The following is a 14,265-nucleotide window of genomic DNA, read 5'->3' on the forward strand; positions in this document are numbered from 1 at the left end:
GTTCCTCACGCCTTCATCGCGCCGGCGATGAGCGAATCGATCTGCGTCTCGACCTCCATCCGCGCTTTCAGCTTGCCGGCAAAGTCGGCGCCGGCGGCCTTGGCCGCCTCAGGCAGGGTTTCGTATTCGCTGAGCGCCTTGGCGTAGTCGCCCTGGTTGACCGCGACCTCCATGCGCGCGACGGTTTCCGGAACGCCGGTGCCTTCGACGGCGCCGATCGGCCTGACCTTGACCAGCGATTCGGCGCTGGACAGCAGCTTCTGCAGGATGCCGGCATTCTGGTCGATGGGCGTCGCGGCAGCGACCATCGCGTTGGCGGCGCCGTCCGCTTCGGCGGCGATCTCGGAGCGCATCGGGACGCCCTTTTCGGCATAGGTGCGCAACGTCGCGATCTCGGGTGCATCGGGTGAGATCGCGGCAAAGGTTTCGAGCTCGGCGGCGAACGGTGCACCGCGGTCGAGCGCTGCCTTGAGCGCCGAAGCGGCAATGGCCAGTGCGATCTTCGGCTGCGAAGCCTGTGCATCGACCTTGCCCGAGATCTGTGAAACCGACTGTTCCAGGGCCGCAAGCCGGCTGTCCTGCGCCTTTGTCGTCTCGCCGGCCGATTTCACCAGCGCATCGAGCGCGGCCAGCCTTTCGTTGAGCGGGCCGAGATCGACCGGCGCCGTACCGCCGGCCTTGCCGAGGGCCGCAACCGCCGTCTCGATCTGCCTTACCTTGTCGCCAAGTGCTGCCAGGCCGGCATTGTCGCCGGAACCGCCTTGCTCGACCGCCGACTTCAACGTCGCAACGTCCGCCCTGACCTGATCCAGCGCCGACGACAGCCCGTCCACCTTGGCCGATGCGTCGTTGTTGGCGCCCGCCTGTCTGAGGTCCGCGACCTCGCGTTTCAGCGAAACGATCTCACCATTGACCGCGTCGAGCGACACGCCGCCCGACCCCGGCGCACCGAGCAGGCCGGCAAATTGCAGCCCGCCGGCCGCGGCGAGGGCGATGACGCCGCCGATAATACCGGCGGCGATGCCGTTGATGCCGCTTCGCTTCGGCAGCGCTGCCATATGGTCGTCCCTCGTCTCAGCTGTCTTCTCGCCGGAACCTGGGATCCCCGGTTCGTTGGCCCCGGTTCCGCTGGATGCATCTTCGAAACTGTAGTCGGAAACCGTGGAGCGCCCGGCCGGCGCATCCGAACCGGCGGGATAAGGGGTTTCCGCTTCCCTGGCAGAATCGACGCCGGCATCCGCCGGCTCTTGCGTGCCGGCCGGCGCGGCTGCGTCGGCATGTTCCCATGGCTCGAGATCGGTCTGGTCCGCATGCACCGGCTCTTCAGGTGGCTCCGGCTGCGAGGCGTTCGCCGCTTCCTCGGCCCGCGCCTCGTCGGTCTGCGAGGTCACGGCATCCTGTTCGTCGGCGACTCGCGAGACGGCGCCAGGCTCAAGCTCGATGGTCACCGGCTCACGGCGGCTCTTGGAATGCCGCATCTTCGGCGTCTTGACCATGCTCGGGCTCCGCAAAATTCGCTTCGGGATGGTTTGAAGGGTCTAGCACATCACCAAGCGGTGAAAAGGGGCGGCGTGATGACGCCACGGCCTGGAGTTCAGTTTTGGCAAAACGCCGCAGGGCCGAATCCACGTTTCAAGCCAAGGCCCATGCTCGGCACACAAAAAACCCGCCTCGGCGGGCGGGTCGTTGGAGCCAATTAGCACCATAACTAGATTAGTAGCATAGCTGCCGGCACAAAGCAAGAACAAAATGTGCCCGAGCGCAGTCATCCACGTTGGCACTGCCCCTCATCACCCTGCCGGGCACTTCTCCCCGTATAGTGACGGGGAGAAGGGCTCTCACGAGTCCAGACGCTTCTTCTGCAACGCTGGAGGTTGGCGAAATCCTCGGCGAAGGCACCCTCTCCCCGTCACTATACGGGGAGACGATGCCGGCAGGCAGGTGAGGGGCGGCGCCAACCTTTGGAACAAGCTGGCACAGAGCAGCGGCGGATGCCGGTCAGCGCGACGCCTGCAAAAGTCCCAGCAGCGCGTCCTCGCTGGGCTCAGGCGCAATCCGGATCTCGGCGACATCGCCCAAGGCCGCGGCGATGCGCCCCGATAATCCGAAAAAGCGCGTTTTTTCAAAAACACCGCGCAGCACCGGCCGGCTAGCCAGGGCCTGCATAGCGGTGGCCGCCTTGGCCGAATAGAGCAGCACCGCCTCGACCGGCCGGGCGGACAGGCGCGCAAGAACGGCCTCGTCGGAGTAATCCAGGACAACGGTGTCGTAGCTCTCGACGGCGCGGACCTGAACGCCCGACGCCAACAGCCCTTCCTCGAAGTCGGGAAATCGCACCCGCCCGCAGAGATAGACGATCGTCTGCCCCGCGTAACCGCCAGCAAGCGCATCGGCCAGCGCCTCGGCATTGCCGGGGCCTTCGCTGACCGACAGAAACCCGGCAGCGCGGGCGGCTTCCGCCGTCTTCCTGCCGACGGCGTGGCACGGCAAGCCGGCGAGCGCCGCGATGACCTCTTTCGGCGCATGGCGAACGGCATTGGCGCTGGTGACCGCGACCGCCGCGGCGTCAGCGGGCGCGCCGGCATCGACCGGCAGCGCCACGGTTCCGGTCAATGGCAGCAGGATCGGCTGAAAGCCGGCATCCGCAAGCCGGCGCCCCGTGCGCGACGCGCCCGGTTCGGGCCTCGTCACAAGGACGCGGAGCATGTCAGGTCCAGCCATCGAAGAATGTTTCGCCGGCCTTGGCCCGAACGGTCGCCGCGGCTTCCGCGCCAATGCGCGCCGCCTCCTGCGCCGGCCCTTGCAGCCTGACTTCATGCGACTGCGTGCCATCGGGCGAGATGATCAGCCCGGCAAAGGAAACCGTTCCGCCCGATATCGTCGCATGTCCGGCGATCGGCGTGCGGCAGGACCCGTCGAGCGCCGCCAGGAAGGCGCGCTCGCAGGCCAGCGCCTCGCCGGTCGGCCCGTCGTGGATCGCTGCCAGCATCTGTTCCACGTCGCGGTCTCCGATGCGGCTTTCGATGCAGATCGCGCCTTGCCCCGGCGCCGGCGGAAAGACCTCGAGCGGCATCAGGTCGGTGACGACGTCTTCGAGCCCGAGCCGCTTCAGCCCGGCATAGGCGAGGATGGTGCCATCGGCGATGCCGTCGTCGAGCTTGCGCAGCCGCGTCTGCACATTGCCGCGAAACATCACCACTTCGACGTCCGGCCGCATCCGCCGGATCAGCGCCTGGCGCCGCAGCGACGACGAACCGACCCTGGCGCCTTGCGGCAGGCCGGCAATCGTTCGCGCCGCCTTGCCGATGAAGGCATCGCGCGCGTCCTCGCGCGGCAGGAACGCGGACAGGTCCAGCCCCTCGGGCAACAGCGTCGGCATGTCCTTCGACGAATGCACGGCGATGTCGATGCGGCGCGCCAGCAGCGCCTCCTCGATCTCCTTGGTGAACAGGCCCTTGCCGCCGGCTTCCGACAGCGGCCGGTCCTGGATGCGGTCGCCGCTGGTCGAGATGACGACCACCTCGAAAGCTTCCGCCGGCATGCCATGCGCCGCCATCAGTCGCGCCTGCGTTTCATGCGCCTGCGCCAGCGCCAGCGGGCTGCCGCGTGTTCCGATTTTCAAGGTTGTTTGCATGACGCGCCGTCCGTGATAACCCCCGGCAGGTTTTCGGGTTTTCTCCTATCGGGGAAAGGCCGACAGTACAATCTGTACGATTTTTGGACAGCGACGAATTGATCCGCGTTCTGGGCATCGAGACGAGTTGCGACGAGACCGCCGCCAGTGTGGTGGCGCTGGACGGTCGCAGCACGCCGCAAATCCTGTCGAACATCGTGCTCAGCCAGATCGAGGAGCATGCTGCTTTCGGCGGCGTCGTGCCGGAGATCGCCGCGCGCGCCCATGTCGAGGCGCTCGACGGCATCATCGAGGCAGCGCTCGCCGATTCCGGCGTCGACCTCGCCGATATCGATGCGATTGCCGCCACCGCCGGTCCCGGTCTTGTCGGCGGGCTGATCGTCGGCCTGATGACGGCCAAAGCAATCGCCGCGGCAGCAAAAAAACCGCTGATCGCCATCAACCATCTCGAAGGCCACGCGCTGACGGCCAGGTTGACCGACGGGCTCGACTTTCCCTACCTCTTGCTGCTGGTCTCCGGCGGCCATACCCAGATCGTCGCCGTGCGCGGCGTCGGCGACTACCAGCGCTGGGCGACGACGATCGATGACGCGCTTGGCGAGGCCTTCGACAAGACGGCCAAGATGCTCGGCCTGCCCTATCCGGGCGGACCGAATGTCGAGAAGGCGGCGGCAACCGGTGACGCGACGGGTTTCGCCTTTCCGCGCCCGATGAAGGGCTCTGTGCAGCCCGATTTTTCCTTCTCCGGCCTCAAGACCGCGGTCCGCCAGGCAGCCACCGCGATCGCCCCGCTGAGCGACCAGGATGTTGCCGATATCTGCGCCTCGTTCCAGGCGGCGGTGGCGGATGCGCTGGGCGACCGTGTTGCGCGGGCGCTGACCCGGTTCCGTCAGCAATTCCCGGACAAGGCCGAGCCTGCATTGGTTGTCGCCGGCGGCGTGGCCGCCAATCGGACCATCAAGGCGACATTGCAGGGCCTGTGCGAGCAGGCCGGGTTCAGCTTCGTCGCGCCGCCGCTTAACCTCTGCACCGACAATGCGGCGATGATCGCCTGGGCCGGCATCGAGCGCTTGCGCGCCGGCATATCAGGTGAAAACGCCGCCGATTTCGTGCCGCGCTCGCGCTGGCCGCTGGACAGCGTCTCGGCCCCGATGGTCGGCTCGGGCCGGCGTGGGGCCAAGGCATGACCGGCAGCGAGCACAAGGCGCCAAGCGGCTGGCGCGTCGCCGTGCTCGGCGGCGGCGCCTGGGGCACGGCGCTGGCGCTGGCCACGCTGCGCGCCGGTCATTTCGTCCGCCTCTATGCGCGCGACCCGGAGACCGTCGCGGCGGTCGACCGTGGCGAAAATCCGCGCTATCTGCCGGGCATCGCGCTCGATCCCGGCATCGTGGCGACGAGCGACATCGAGGCGGCGCTCGACGGTGCCGACTGCGTTCTGGCGGTAGCGCCGGCGCAATCGTTGCGGATTATGCTGACGGCCGCGTCCAGCCATATGCCGAAAGGCGTCCCGCTGGTCCTCTGCGCCAAGGGCATCGAGCGCGACACCGGCGCGCTGCTATCGTCCATCACCGAGGAAATACTGCCGGCAAATCCGGTCGCCGCTTTGTCCGGCCCAAGCTTTGCCACCGACGTCGCCAGGGGCTTGCCGACGGCCGTCGTGGTCGCCGCCCGCGACGAGGCTCTGGCCACCGACCTTGCCGCCCGCTTTTCGGCGGAAAATCTGCGCTGTTATTCGAGCGACGATCTAATCGGCGTCGAGATCGGCGGCGCGCTGAAGAACGTCTTTGCCATTGCCGCGGGTGCCGTCACCGGCGCCGGGCTCGGTGCCAGCGCCCAGGCGGCGATGGTGACGCGCGGCTTCGTCGAATTGCGCCGCATCGGCGCCGCCTTTGGCGCCAGGCCGGAGACGCTGATGGGGCTTTCCGGCCTCGGCGACCTGCTGCTCACCTGCTCGTCCGCGCAGTCGCGCAATTTCGCCTATGGGCTGGCGCTGGGGCAAGGCAAGCCGCTTGCCGGCCTGCCTTTGGCCGAAGGCGTGCCGACGGCGGCAATCGCCGCCCGCATCGCCGGCGAGCGCCGGATCGACGCGCCGATCATCGCCGCCGTCGCCGCCATACTGGACGGCACCATAACCATAGACCAGGCTGTGTCGGCGTTGATGACAAGGCCACTCAAGACCGAAACCGACATGTAATCGCGAACGATTGCGGAGATGGAAAGATGCTGTTTGCGTTGATTTGCAAGGACAAGCCAGGAAGGCTGCAGGTGCGGCTCGATACGCGGCCCAAGCACCTTGCCTTCCTGGAAGGGCTGAACGGCGACAAGAAATTGGCCTTCGCCGGCCCGTTCCTCGACGCCGACGGCAAGCCGAACGGCACTCTCGCCGTTGTCGAGGCGCCCGATCTGGCTGCGGCAAAAGCCCTGTCGGCGGCCGATCCCTATACCAAGGCAGGGCTGTTCGAAAGCGTCGAAATCCGCCAGTGGAACTGGAGCTTCAACAAGCCGACGGATATCTGATGCATGTCGCGCAAAAGTGTGCAGCGGTTTTGTGATAACGACATGCATACAACAAGAACCTAAAGCGCGTCGCATGAGGCCGGTCGAACGCGACGCGCTTTTAGTCGCGGCGGCACCTGAGGAGGAGCAACACAATGAACTACTGGCTGTTCAAATCCGAACCTTCGGTCTTCTCCTTCGAGGACCTCAAGGCCAAGGGCAAGGCCGGCACGCAATGGGACGGCGTGCGCAATTATGCGGCGCGCAACAACATGAAGGCGATGCAGATCGGCGATCTCGGCTTCTTCTACCATTCCAATGACGGGCTCGACATCGTCGGCATCGCCGAAGTCTGCGCTCTGGCCCATCAGGACAGCACCACCGACGATCCCCGCTGGGAGTGCGTCGACATCCGCGCCTTCAAGGCCATGCCGAAGCCGGTGACGCTGGAGCAAGCCAAGGCCAATCAAAAGCTGGCCGACATGGCGCTGGTGCGGCTCGGGCGGCTGTCTGTGCAGCCGGTGACGCCGGCCGAATGGCAAGAGGTTTGCCGCATGGGCGGCCTGACGCCGGCGCCATGACGGCGCTGACGCCGGACAGCGCCAGGAAATTCATCCTCGACAACACGGCGCTGATGGCGCCGCCACATGTGCCGGAGATCCGCCTGCACCTGGCCGACGAGGCGCACGAACTGTGGCGGCGGACCGAGGACGAGCTGACCGAAATCGGCCTGCCGCCGCCCTTCTGGGCTTTTGCCTGGGCCGGCGGCCAAGGCCTTGCCCGCTACATCCTCGACAATCCGGCGGCGGTGCGCGGCAAGCGCGTGCTGGACTTCGCCTCCGGCTCCGGCCTTGTCGCCATTGCCGCGGTGAAGGCCGGAGCTGCCGAGGTGATCGCCGCCGATATAGACCCATTCTGCGCGACCGCGATCCGCCTCAATGCCGAGGCAAATGGGACCGAGATAAAATTCCTCGTCGGCGACTGCATCGGCACCGATGCGGGCTGGGACGTGGTGCTGGCCGGCGACGTCTTCTATGACAAGACTTTCGCCGACAGGCTGATGCCGTGGTTCGCGGCGTTGAAGGCGCGCGGCGGCGACATCCTCGTCGGCGATCCCGGCCGTTCCTATCTGCCGAGGGCGGGACTGGAACCGCTTGCCGTCTACGAAGTGGCGGTGACCCGCGCGCTGGAAGACGCCGAGGTCAAGCGCACCACCGTCTGGCGCCTTGCTTGACGGCATCGCCGAAGAGGCGTTCCATCGCGCAATCGACCGGAGGGAACCATGGATTTTTCAGCAATCAATTGGCTGGCGGTAATCGTCGCCGCCGTCGTGGCGTGGCTGTTCGGCGCGGCCTGGTACATGGGCTTGAGCAAGCCGTGGCTGAAGGCCGCCAAGCTTGATCCGGCGACGATGAGCAAATCGATGCTACCCTTCGTCGTCTCCTTCGTCGCGGAGATCGTCATGGCGCTGGTCATGTCGCTGATCATCGGCGCCGTGACCGGCGGCGAACCGAGCCTGCTTGCCGGGGTGATCTTCGGCTTCGTTCTCTGGCTGGGGTTCGTCGCCACCACGCTTTCGGTCAACCATCGCTACGAAGGTTTCGGCTGGGATCTGACGCTCATCGATGTTGGTCACTGGCTTGGCGTGCTGCTTCTCATCGGCGCGGTGATCGGCTGGTTCGGCGCGGCGGCGGGCTGACCGTCAGGTCGGGGTCCTGGCGATTTCCTCGAGGAGCCAATCGCGAAAGGCGACGATGCGCGCATCGTTCGCCGCGGTCTCCGGATAGACCAGGAAATAGGCGAATTCGGGCGCGACCTTGATGCCGAGTTCGAACGGCCGGATCAGCCTACCTTCCGAAAGGTCGTTTGCCACCATGGCGAAATCGGCGAGCGCGACCGCGTTGCCGTCGAGCGCGGCCTGGACGGCATCGGTCGAATTGCCGAACACGATGGTCCGGCTGTCGTCGAAATCGTCGACGCCCGCCGCCGCCATCCACATGCTCCAGTTCGGCCAGGTGACGCCCTGGCGCGACCACTCGATATGGGCCAGCGTGTGATGAAACAGGTCGCGCGGCTCTTTCAGCCGCGGCCCCCCCCGCAGCAAGGCCGGGCTGCAGACGGGGATGATGACGTTTTCGAACAGCCGGTGCGAGCGAAGCCCCGGATATTTGCCGGTGCCGAAACGGATGCCGAGATCGACGTCGTCGCGATCGAAGTCGCGCACCTCGTAACTGATGTCGAAACGCAGCTCGATTGCCGGATGCTGCTTGCGAAAATCGTCGACGCGCCGCATCAGCCACTTCGTCGCGAATTGCGCATCGAGGGTGACCTTCAGCAGCGCCGATCCGCGCGCCGTCTTCTGCGCCCGTGAGACGGCCCGGCCAAGCAGGTCGAGCGCATCGGTCGAAGCTTCGAACAGCACCGCGCCCGCCTCGGTCAGCCGGATCGTGCGGCTGGTGCGTGTGAACAGCACGATGCCGAGCTGATCCTCGATTTCCTTGATCTGATGGCTGACCGCTGCCGGCGTCAGGCCGAGCTCGTCGGCGGCGCGGGTGAAATTGAGGTGCCGCGCCGCTGCCTCCAGCGTCCGCAGCGCACGGGTTCCAGGCAGCAGGCGCGCCATCAATGCCAGACGAGGAGGGTTCGGTCGAGCATTCCAATCCTCAAACAAAACTTGAAGATGCAGAAAAAACTACTCGTTTCCCGTTTGAATTTCAATCCGCCATGCTCTGAGCATCGAAGAAACATCAAACCGGATTTGATGTCCGGAGAAGCGGATTGCACCATGTCTGACATCGCCTTGCGCTCTGGAATCCTCCGCCCGGCCTGGCTGCGCGCCATGCTTGACTGGCTTCGGCATGCAAAAATCGCGGTCAATCTTCCCTACGAGAATGTCGAGGATCTCTCCGATCGCCAGCTGCGCGACATCGGCGGCGAACGCAAGGACATCGCACGCGCCATGGACCGCGAACTCGGCCGGCTCGGCCTTCTCGACATCGGTTGGCAGAGGCCGAGGAAGCGGATAGGGCAGTAGTGAATGGTGAATGGTGAATGGTGAATGGGAAGCTAGGCGGTGCGCCTGCACATGTCCCTATCGATCGCTTCTCACCACTCACTATTCACTATTCACTACCTCACCACCCTTACCACCGTCCGCTCCGACAGCAGCGGCAGCAGCCGTGCCATGGTGCGGGCCGTTACCGCGACGCAGCCTTGCGTCGGCGTGAAGCCGGGGCGCGCCAGGTGGAAGAAGATGGCGCTGCCGCGCCCGCGCCGGCGCGGCACAATGTTCCAGTCCAGCACCAGGCAGGCGTCATAGAGATCGTCGGTGCGCAGCATCCGCTCATGGCTGGCGCCATAGGGGATTTTGACCGGGCGGTTGTAGTTGCGGTCCCCAGGCACTTCGCACCAGCCGAGGTCGCGGCCGATCGGCGTCATCGCCAGCGGCGTCCGGCGGCCGCCGGCAAAACGGTCGCCGCGAAAATATCCCGACAATATCCGCATCGAGGCAAGCGGCGTGGCGCCGTCGCCCTCGCGCTTGCCGGCCGAGATGCCGCCATGCCCCAGCGCACATGGAAACACCAGTTTGCCGGCCTGCAGAAAGCCCTGGCTGGGTTGGCCGGGGCGCGCGCGCACGGTGAGCACGGTGAGCCCTTTCGGCAAAATTGCGCCGACTGCATTGCGATCGTGTTTTTTCTTGTATGATCGTGCCACGGAACAAATCACTGTGAACGGCTGTTGTGCCGGTCAGCTTCCGCATAAACAGGCAGCGGTCAACTGAAATCTCTTTTCAAAACAACGGATTGATCCATGACTTCACGCACCATTCTGATCGTCGACGACGATGACGACCTGCGCGGCACCCTTGTCGAGCAATTGTCGCTTTATGAGGAATTCGATGTCCTGCAGGAAGCGACCGCCGCCAAAGGCGTCGCCACGGCGCGTGGCGGGCTCATCGACCTGCTCATCATGGATGTCGGCCTGCCCGACATGGATGGCCGCGAGGCGGTAAAGATATTGCGCAAGGGCGGCTACAAGGCGCCGATCATCATGCTGACCGGCCATGATACCGATTCCGACACCATCCTTGGCCTCGAGGCCGGCGCCAACGACTATGTGACGAAGCCGTTCCGTTTTGCCGTGCTGCTGGCCCGCATCCGCGCGCAGTTGCGCCAGCACGAACAGAGCGAGGACGCCACTTTCTCGGTCGGCCCCTACACGTTCAAGCCCAGCCAGAAGCTTCTGATCGACCCGCGCGGCGCCAAGGTGCGGCTGACCGAAAAGGAAGCCTCGATCATCAAATATCTCTACCGTGCCGACCAGAAGGTGGTGACCCGCGACGTGCTGCTGGAGGAAGTCTGGGGCTACAATTCCGGCGTCACCACGCATACGCTCGAAACTCACGTCTACCGGCTGCGCCAGAAGATCGAGCGCGATCCTTCCAACGCGGAAATTCTCGTGACAGAAAGCGGCGGCTACAAGCTGGTTCCTTAAACATTTCATTATTCAAATAAGCGATCCGGGCGGGGCGCTTTTCGGGTACGGTCCTGAGGCTGGAGGTGGTTTTGGATCGGCCTCGTAGGGGAGGAGTCGGACTGACGGTTCGGGGACATAGCTAGATGGCGCTGGATGACGACATCCGCATCCTGTCCACCGTGAGGCTCTTCGAGGGCTTTACGCAGGAACAGCTGCGTCTGCTCGCCTTCGGCGCCGAAACCACCATGTTGAAAGCCGACCACAAGCTTTACCGCGAGGACGACGAGGCTGATTCGGCCTACATCGTGGTCAGCGGCCGCATCGTGCTCTACCGCGAGCACGACGGCGAGCGCATCCCGATCGGCACCGCCGGCCCCGGCACCATACTCAGCGAACTGGCGCTGATCGCCGACACCAACCGGCTGACCAGCGCCTCCGCCGAAATCGATTCGGAAGTGCTGCGGCTCAGCCGCAAGATGTTCCGCCGCATCCTCGAGGAATACCCGGAACTGGCGGTTCACTTGCACCAGCGCATCTTGGAGGATTTCCAGGCGATGATCCGCCGCATCGAGGAACTTGGGCCGCGTTTTGCCGGCTAATATAGCGCCTCTGGCCTAACCAGATCGATTTCGGAACTGCGGGTGCGTTGCGGAAACAAGCTCGGCCTTGCGCCGTGCCGTCTCCAGTCCGAGCGCAATGAAGCGGCGCGCATGTTTGGCCAGCTCCATATTGTCGGTCCACAGATTGCGCCAGATCGCGGTTTTCCGCGACAGGTTCTCGTCGACGATTTCCGAGGAGAAGGATTCGAAGCTGAGGTCGTCGCTGTAGCCGATGGCGGTCAGCGCATCGAATATCGCGGCAAAATCGATATTGCCGGTGCCGAGGAAACCGCGATGGCTCTCGCCGATATGGACATAGCCGATCTTCCCGACCGCATTGCGAATGGCCAAGCCGACATCGGCCTCCTCGATGTTCATGTGGAAGCTGTCGAGATGCAGGAAGATATTGTCGGAGCCGCTGTCCGCGATGAAGGCCATGCCTTGCGCGGCGGTGTTGAGCAGATTGCTTTCGAAGCGGTTGACGATTTCGAGGTTGAGGGTGACGCCGGCTGATTTTGCCGTGTCCGCCACCTCGGCCAGCGTGCCGGCGCTGCGGTTCCACTGGTCACGCGTCGGCGCCTCGCTCTGCAAGCCGTGGCTGGTGCTGAGGATGCCGGCAACCTTCTGGCCGCCGAGATCGCGGGTCAGCGCGATCGTACGTTCCAGGATTTCGACGCCGTGCGCGGCAATCGTTTTGTCGGCGCTCGAAATATCGCCGTCGGCCGGCAGTCCAATGCTGATCGCAACGCCGAGGCCGAGATCGGCGATCCGCTTGGCCAAGCCGTCAATGTCGACATTGGCGGGGTCGAGATAGGAGAATTCGATCAGGTCGAAGCCGGCTTCCCTGGTGTTGGCCAGCGTCCGCTCGAGGTCGCCCTGCGCCGAGCTCGCCGACCAGACGAATGAGTGGATTCCGATGCGCGACATGATTGTCTCCGGTCATTCCAGGAGTAGCGGACCCAAGGCCAAAGCGGTTTTGGCAATCCGCTGCTCGGACAAAAAAGGTGCGGCCGGTCATCCCGACCGCACCAGGCTTGGGAGGCTTAGCGAGCCGCGGTCCAGCCCTTGTAATCCTGCAAATTGTCGGCCGTGATCAGCTTCGGGTCGAGCAGCACCGTCGGCTCGGCCGGCTTCTTGCCGGCAAGCAGGTCAGCCGCCATCGTCAGCGACTGGCCGGCCATCACATAGGGATCCTGCGAGGCCGAGGCCTTGATCATCGACGTGCCGGAGGCGAGTTCCTTCTCGATATCGGGTGCACCGTCGACCGCGGTGAAGATGAACTCCGAGCGGTTGAGCTGCTTGGCCGCAAGCTGGGCGCCGATCGCCGTCGGATCGTTGATGGCGAAGACCGCGTCGATCTTGTCGAAACGCGTCAGCAGCGACTGGAACACTTTCAGGCCGCCGTCACGCGAGCCTTCGGCGTTCTGGTCGTCGGAAAGGATCTTGATGTCGGGGTGCTTTGCCAGCACGTCCTTGCAGCCCTTGACCCGCTCCAGGATCGACGACGAGGCCGGGCCATTGAGGATGACATAGTCGCCCTTGCCGCCGGTATTATCGACCAGATACTGGCACGCCTCTTCGCCGGCCTTGACGTTGCTGGTCATCACGGTGACGTCGGCGCCCGGCGCCGAAACGTCGAAAGCGGCAACGACGATGCCGGCCGCCTGCGCCTTCTTCACCGCCGGCGCGATCGCCTTGGCATCGACTGCGTTGAGCATGATGACGTCGACACCGGCAGCGATGAAGGAATCGACCTGCGATACCTGCTTGTTGAGATCGTAGTCGGCCGATACCGATGTCACCTGCACATTCGGGTTGATCTTCTTGGCCGCGTCCTCGATGCCCTTGATGGTGGCGACGAAGAACGGGTTGCCGAGCAGTCCGACCGAGATGCCGACCTTGTTCAGATCCTTTGCCGATGCCGGCGCGATGACGGCGGCCGTAAGGGCGACGCCGCAGAGCAGTTTAGCGATGGTCTTCATTGTTTTATTTTCCTCCTGATGCCCCGCGCCTCTCACGGTGCGTTACACATGAAACCGGCTCGTTGGATGCCGGCGACTAAGGGCCATCACGTTCTTGCTCCTGCCTGGAGCCGGTAACGGTCGAGGGCGACCGCCACGATGATGACCAATCCCTTGATGATGTACTGCCAGATGTCCGAAACACCGGCGAGGATGAGCCCGTTGGACAGCACGGCGATGATCAGGCCGCCGATCAGCGTGCCCCAGATCGAGCCGACACCGCCGACGAAACTGGTGCCGCCGAGGATGACTGCGGCAATGGCGTCGAGTTCGTAGGACTGGCCGAGCTGAAGCCCGTTGGCGGCATAGAGCCGGGCCGCCGACATGGCGCCGCCAAGGCCGGCCAGAAGGCCGGAAACGCCGTAGACGAAGAGCAGCACCAGCGGCACCTTGATGCCGGTCAGCCTGGCGGCCTCGGCGTTGCCGCCGACGGCGTAGATCCAGGTGCCGAGCACGGTGCGCTTGAGCACCAGCCAGGACAGGACGACGACCGCCAGCGCGATGATTACCAGCCACGGAATGCCGAACAGCGAACCGTTGCCGATGAAGTCGAACGGCAGGTCCGCGTTGAACACCGTCGTGTCCTGGCCGAGCAGGCGGGCGACGCCGCGCACGGCGGTCAGCGATCCCAGCGTGACGATGAAGGGCGGCAGCTTGATATAGGCGATCAGCAGCCCGTTGATGACGCCGAAACCGAGCCCGACGAGAATGGCCGCGGGCACGCCCAGCAGTCCCCAATCGGGCACCAGCGACACCATCACCGCCACCATCGCCGAGGCGGCAAGGATCGAGCCGACGGACAGGTCGATGCCGCCGGTCAGGATGACGAAGGTCATGCCGGCGGCCAGCACGATGTTGATCGACGATTGCTGCATGACGATCAGCAGATTGGTCTGGGTGAAAAAGCGCGGATTGATGAACTGGAAGCCGACCGCCAGCAGGATCAGGATCGGCAGCATGCCGAGTGCGGCGATGGCGGTACGCCACCTCCTGCTCCTGCCGACCGCCCGGTCGTCCGCTTTCATCGTGTCGGCCACCT

17 protein-coding genes are annotated in these 14,265 nt (G+C 64.8%); 9 read left to right on the top strand and 8 right to left on the bottom strand.

What is annotated here, in order from left to right:
* Positions 1–5 precede the first annotated feature (5 nt).
* The 3 genes from NKI25_RS09180 to hemC all read right to left on the bottom strand — a co-directional run bounded on the left by NKI25_RS09180 (position 6) and on the right by hemC (position 3,634).
* Entirely contained in the window at positions 6–1,496 is a 1,491-nt protein-coding gene (locus NKI25_RS09180; protein WP_352696953.1) for a COG4223 family protein, read from the bottom strand.
* Between the two features lie 502 nt (positions 1,497–1,998).
* Positions 1,999–2,706 carry a uroporphyrinogen-III synthase gene (locus NKI25_RS09185; protein WP_352578130.1) on the bottom strand — a complete coding sequence of 236 codons (708 nt, stop codon included), beginning with the start codon at positions 2,704–2,706 and terminating at the stop codon, positions 1,999–2,001.
* Position 2,707: 1 nt separating this feature from the next.
* A complete protein-coding gene (hemC, locus tag NKI25_RS09190; RefSeq protein ID WP_352696955.1) occupies positions 2,708–3,634 on the bottom strand; it encodes a hydroxymethylbilane synthase in 927 nt (308 codons plus the stop codon).
* A gap of 101 nt (positions 3,635–3,735) precedes the next feature.
* On the opposite strand from hemC, the gene tsaD reads away from it, so the two are divergent.
* From tsaD to NKI25_RS09220, 6 genes are all read left to right on the top strand, one after another.
* Positions 3,736–4,821, top strand: a complete 1,086-nt coding sequence (gene tsaD / locus NKI25_RS09195) for a tRNA (adenosine(37)-N6)-threonylcarbamoyltransferase complex transferase subunit TsaD (RefSeq protein WP_352783626.1) — start codon at positions 3,736–3,738, stop codon at positions 4,819–4,821.
* Positions 4,818–5,828 (top strand): NAD(P)H-dependent glycerol-3-phosphate dehydrogenase, encoded by a 1,011-nt coding sequence (locus NKI25_RS09200; protein WP_352578128.1) that lies wholly within the window; start codon positions 4,818–4,820, stop codon positions 5,826–5,828. Before tsaD ends, NKI25_RS09200 begins: the two co-directional genes overlap by 4 nt.
* Before the next feature lie 26 nt (positions 5,829–5,854).
* On the top strand, positions 5,855–6,151 hold the full coding sequence (locus NKI25_RS09205; RefSeq protein ID WP_352782892.1) for a YciI-like protein: 297 nt from the start codon (positions 5,855–5,857) through the stop codon (positions 6,149–6,151).
* A gap of 134 nt (positions 6,152–6,285) precedes the next feature.
* A complete protein-coding gene (locus NKI25_RS09210) occupies positions 6,286–6,711 on the top strand; it encodes an EVE domain-containing protein (RefSeq protein ID WP_352456302.1) in 426 nt (141 codons plus the stop codon).
* Positions 6,708–7,364, top strand: coding sequence for a class I SAM-dependent methyltransferase (locus NKI25_RS09215; protein WP_352782889.1), 657 nt, complete (start codon positions 6,708–6,710; stop codon positions 7,362–7,364). Before NKI25_RS09210 ends, NKI25_RS09215 begins: the two co-directional genes overlap by 4 nt.
* Before the next feature lie 48 nt (positions 7,365–7,412).
* Positions 7,413–7,829 (top strand): DUF1761 domain-containing protein, encoded by a 417-nt coding sequence (locus NKI25_RS09220; protein ID WP_352920496.1) that lies wholly within the window; start codon positions 7,413–7,415, stop codon positions 7,827–7,829.
* 3 nt (positions 7,830–7,832) lie between these two features.
* On the opposite strand, the gene gcvA is transcribed toward NKI25_RS09220, so the two are convergent.
* Complete coding sequence (gene gcvA / locus NKI25_RS09225; RefSeq protein ID WP_352782887.1) at positions 7,833–8,753, bottom strand: transcriptional regulator GcvA; 921 nt, start codon at positions 8,751–8,753, stop codon at positions 7,833–7,835.
* Positions 8,754–8,915: 162 nt separating this feature from the next.
* Between gcvA and NKI25_RS09230 the strand changes: the two genes are divergently transcribed.
* The gene (locus NKI25_RS09230; RefSeq protein ID WP_352578134.1) at positions 8,916–9,164 is read left to right on the top strand and encodes a hypothetical protein; all 249 of its coding nucleotides are present in this window, start codon (positions 8,916–8,918) and stop codon (positions 9,162–9,164) included.
* A gap of 95 nt (positions 9,165–9,259) precedes the next feature.
* Here NKI25_RS09230 and NKI25_RS09235 read toward each other — a convergent pair whose 3' ends face one another.
* Positions 9,260–9,796, bottom strand: coding sequence for a L,D-transpeptidase family protein (locus NKI25_RS09235; RefSeq protein ID WP_352578133.1), 537 nt, complete (start codon positions 9,794–9,796; stop codon positions 9,260–9,262).
* A gap of 144 nt (positions 9,797–9,940) precedes the next feature.
* Between NKI25_RS09235 and NKI25_RS09240 the strand changes: the two genes are divergently transcribed.
* Together NKI25_RS09240 and NKI25_RS09245 are read left to right on the top strand one after the other, a co-directional pair.
* Positions 9,941–10,624: a response regulator transcription factor gene (locus NKI25_RS09240; RefSeq protein ID WP_023680479.1), complete on the top strand. Its 684-nt coding sequence runs from the start codon at positions 9,941–9,943 to the stop codon at positions 10,622–10,624.
* A 125-nt stretch (positions 10,625–10,749) separates the two neighbouring features.
* Positions 10,750–11,205 (top strand): Crp/Fnr family transcriptional regulator, encoded by a 456-nt coding sequence (locus NKI25_RS09245; RefSeq protein ID WP_023680480.1) that lies wholly within the window; start codon positions 10,750–10,752, stop codon positions 11,203–11,205.
* Positions 11,206–11,220: 15 nt separating this feature from the next.
* Here the strand turns inward: NKI25_RS09245 and NKI25_RS09250 are convergent, their stop codons facing one another.
* From NKI25_RS09250 to NKI25_RS09260, 3 genes are all read right to left on the bottom strand, one after another.
* Positions 11,221–12,132 carry a sugar phosphate isomerase/epimerase family protein gene (locus tag NKI25_RS09250; RefSeq protein ID WP_023680481.1) on the bottom strand — a complete coding sequence of 304 codons (912 nt, stop codon included), beginning with the start codon at positions 12,130–12,132 and terminating at the stop codon, positions 11,221–11,223.
* 116 nt (positions 12,133–12,248) lie between these two features.
* Entirely contained in the window at positions 12,249–13,187 is a 939-nt protein-coding gene (locus tag NKI25_RS09255; RefSeq protein ID WP_352998376.1) for an ABC transporter substrate-binding protein, read from the bottom strand.
* Between the two features lie 86 nt (positions 13,188–13,273).
* Complete coding sequence (locus tag NKI25_RS09260) at positions 13,274–14,251, bottom strand: ABC transporter permease subunit (protein ID WP_502896897.1); 978 nt, start codon at positions 14,249–14,251, stop codon at positions 13,274–13,276.
* Positions 14,252–14,265: the final 14 nt, after the last annotated feature.

Origin of the sequence: Mesorhizobium sp. M0808 (genome assembly GCF_040320025.1) — a bacterium.
Taxonomy (GTDB): domain Bacteria; phylum Pseudomonadota; class Alphaproteobacteria; order Rhizobiales; family Rhizobiaceae; genus Mesorhizobium.

Coding starts and splice junctions, on each gene's coding strand:
- NKI25_RS09180 (WP_352696953.1), bottom strand. CDS start 1,496: ATGGTCAAGACGCCGAAGATGCGGCATTCCAAGAGCCGCCGTGAGCCG.
- NKI25_RS09185 (WP_352578130.1), bottom strand. CDS start 2,706: ATGCTCCGCGTCCTTGTGACGAGGCCCGAACCGGGCGCGTCGCGCACG.
- hemC (WP_352696955.1), bottom strand. CDS start 3,634: ATGCAAACAACCTTGAAAATCGGAACACGCGGCAGCCCGCTGGCGCTG.
- NKI25_RS09200 (WP_352578128.1), top strand. CDS start 4,818: ATGACCGGCAGCGAGCACAAGGCGCCAAGCGGCTGGCGCGTCGCCGTG.
- NKI25_RS09205 (WP_352782892.1), top strand. CDS start 5,855: ATGCTGTTTGCGTTGATTTGCAAGGACAAGCCAGGAAGGCTGCAGGTG.
- NKI25_RS09210 (WP_352456302.1), top strand. CDS start 6,286: ATGAACTACTGGCTGTTCAAATCCGAACCTTCGGTCTTCTCCTTCGAG.
- NKI25_RS09215 (WP_352782889.1), top strand. CDS start 6,708: ATGACGGCGCTGACGCCGGACAGCGCCAGGAAATTCATCCTCGACAAC.
- NKI25_RS09220 (WP_352920496.1), top strand. CDS start 7,413: ATGGATTTTTCAGCAATCAATTGGCTGGCGGTAATCGTCGCCGCCGTC.
- gcvA (WP_352782887.1), bottom strand. CDS start 8,753: ATGGCGCGCCTGCTGCCTGGAACCCGTGCGCTGCGGACGCTGGAGGCA.
- NKI25_RS09230 (WP_352578134.1), top strand. CDS start 8,916: ATGTCTGACATCGCCTTGCGCTCTGGAATCCTCCGCCCGGCCTGGCTG.
- NKI25_RS09240 (WP_023680479.1), top strand. CDS start 9,941: ATGACTTCACGCACCATTCTGATCGTCGACGACGATGACGACCTGCGC.
- NKI25_RS09245 (WP_023680480.1), top strand. CDS start 10,750: ATGGCGCTGGATGACGACATCCGCATCCTGTCCACCGTGAGGCTCTTC.
- NKI25_RS09250 (WP_023680481.1), bottom strand. CDS start 12,132: ATGTCGCGCATCGGAATCCACTCATTCGTCTGGTCGGCGAGCTCGGCG.
- NKI25_RS09255 (WP_352998376.1), bottom strand. CDS start 13,187: ATGAAGACCATCGCTAAACTGCTCTGCGGCGTCGCCCTTACGGCCGCC.
- NKI25_RS09260 (WP_502896897.1), bottom strand. CDS start 14,251: ATGAAAGCGGACGACCGGGCGGTCGGCAGGAGCAGGAGGTGGCGTACC.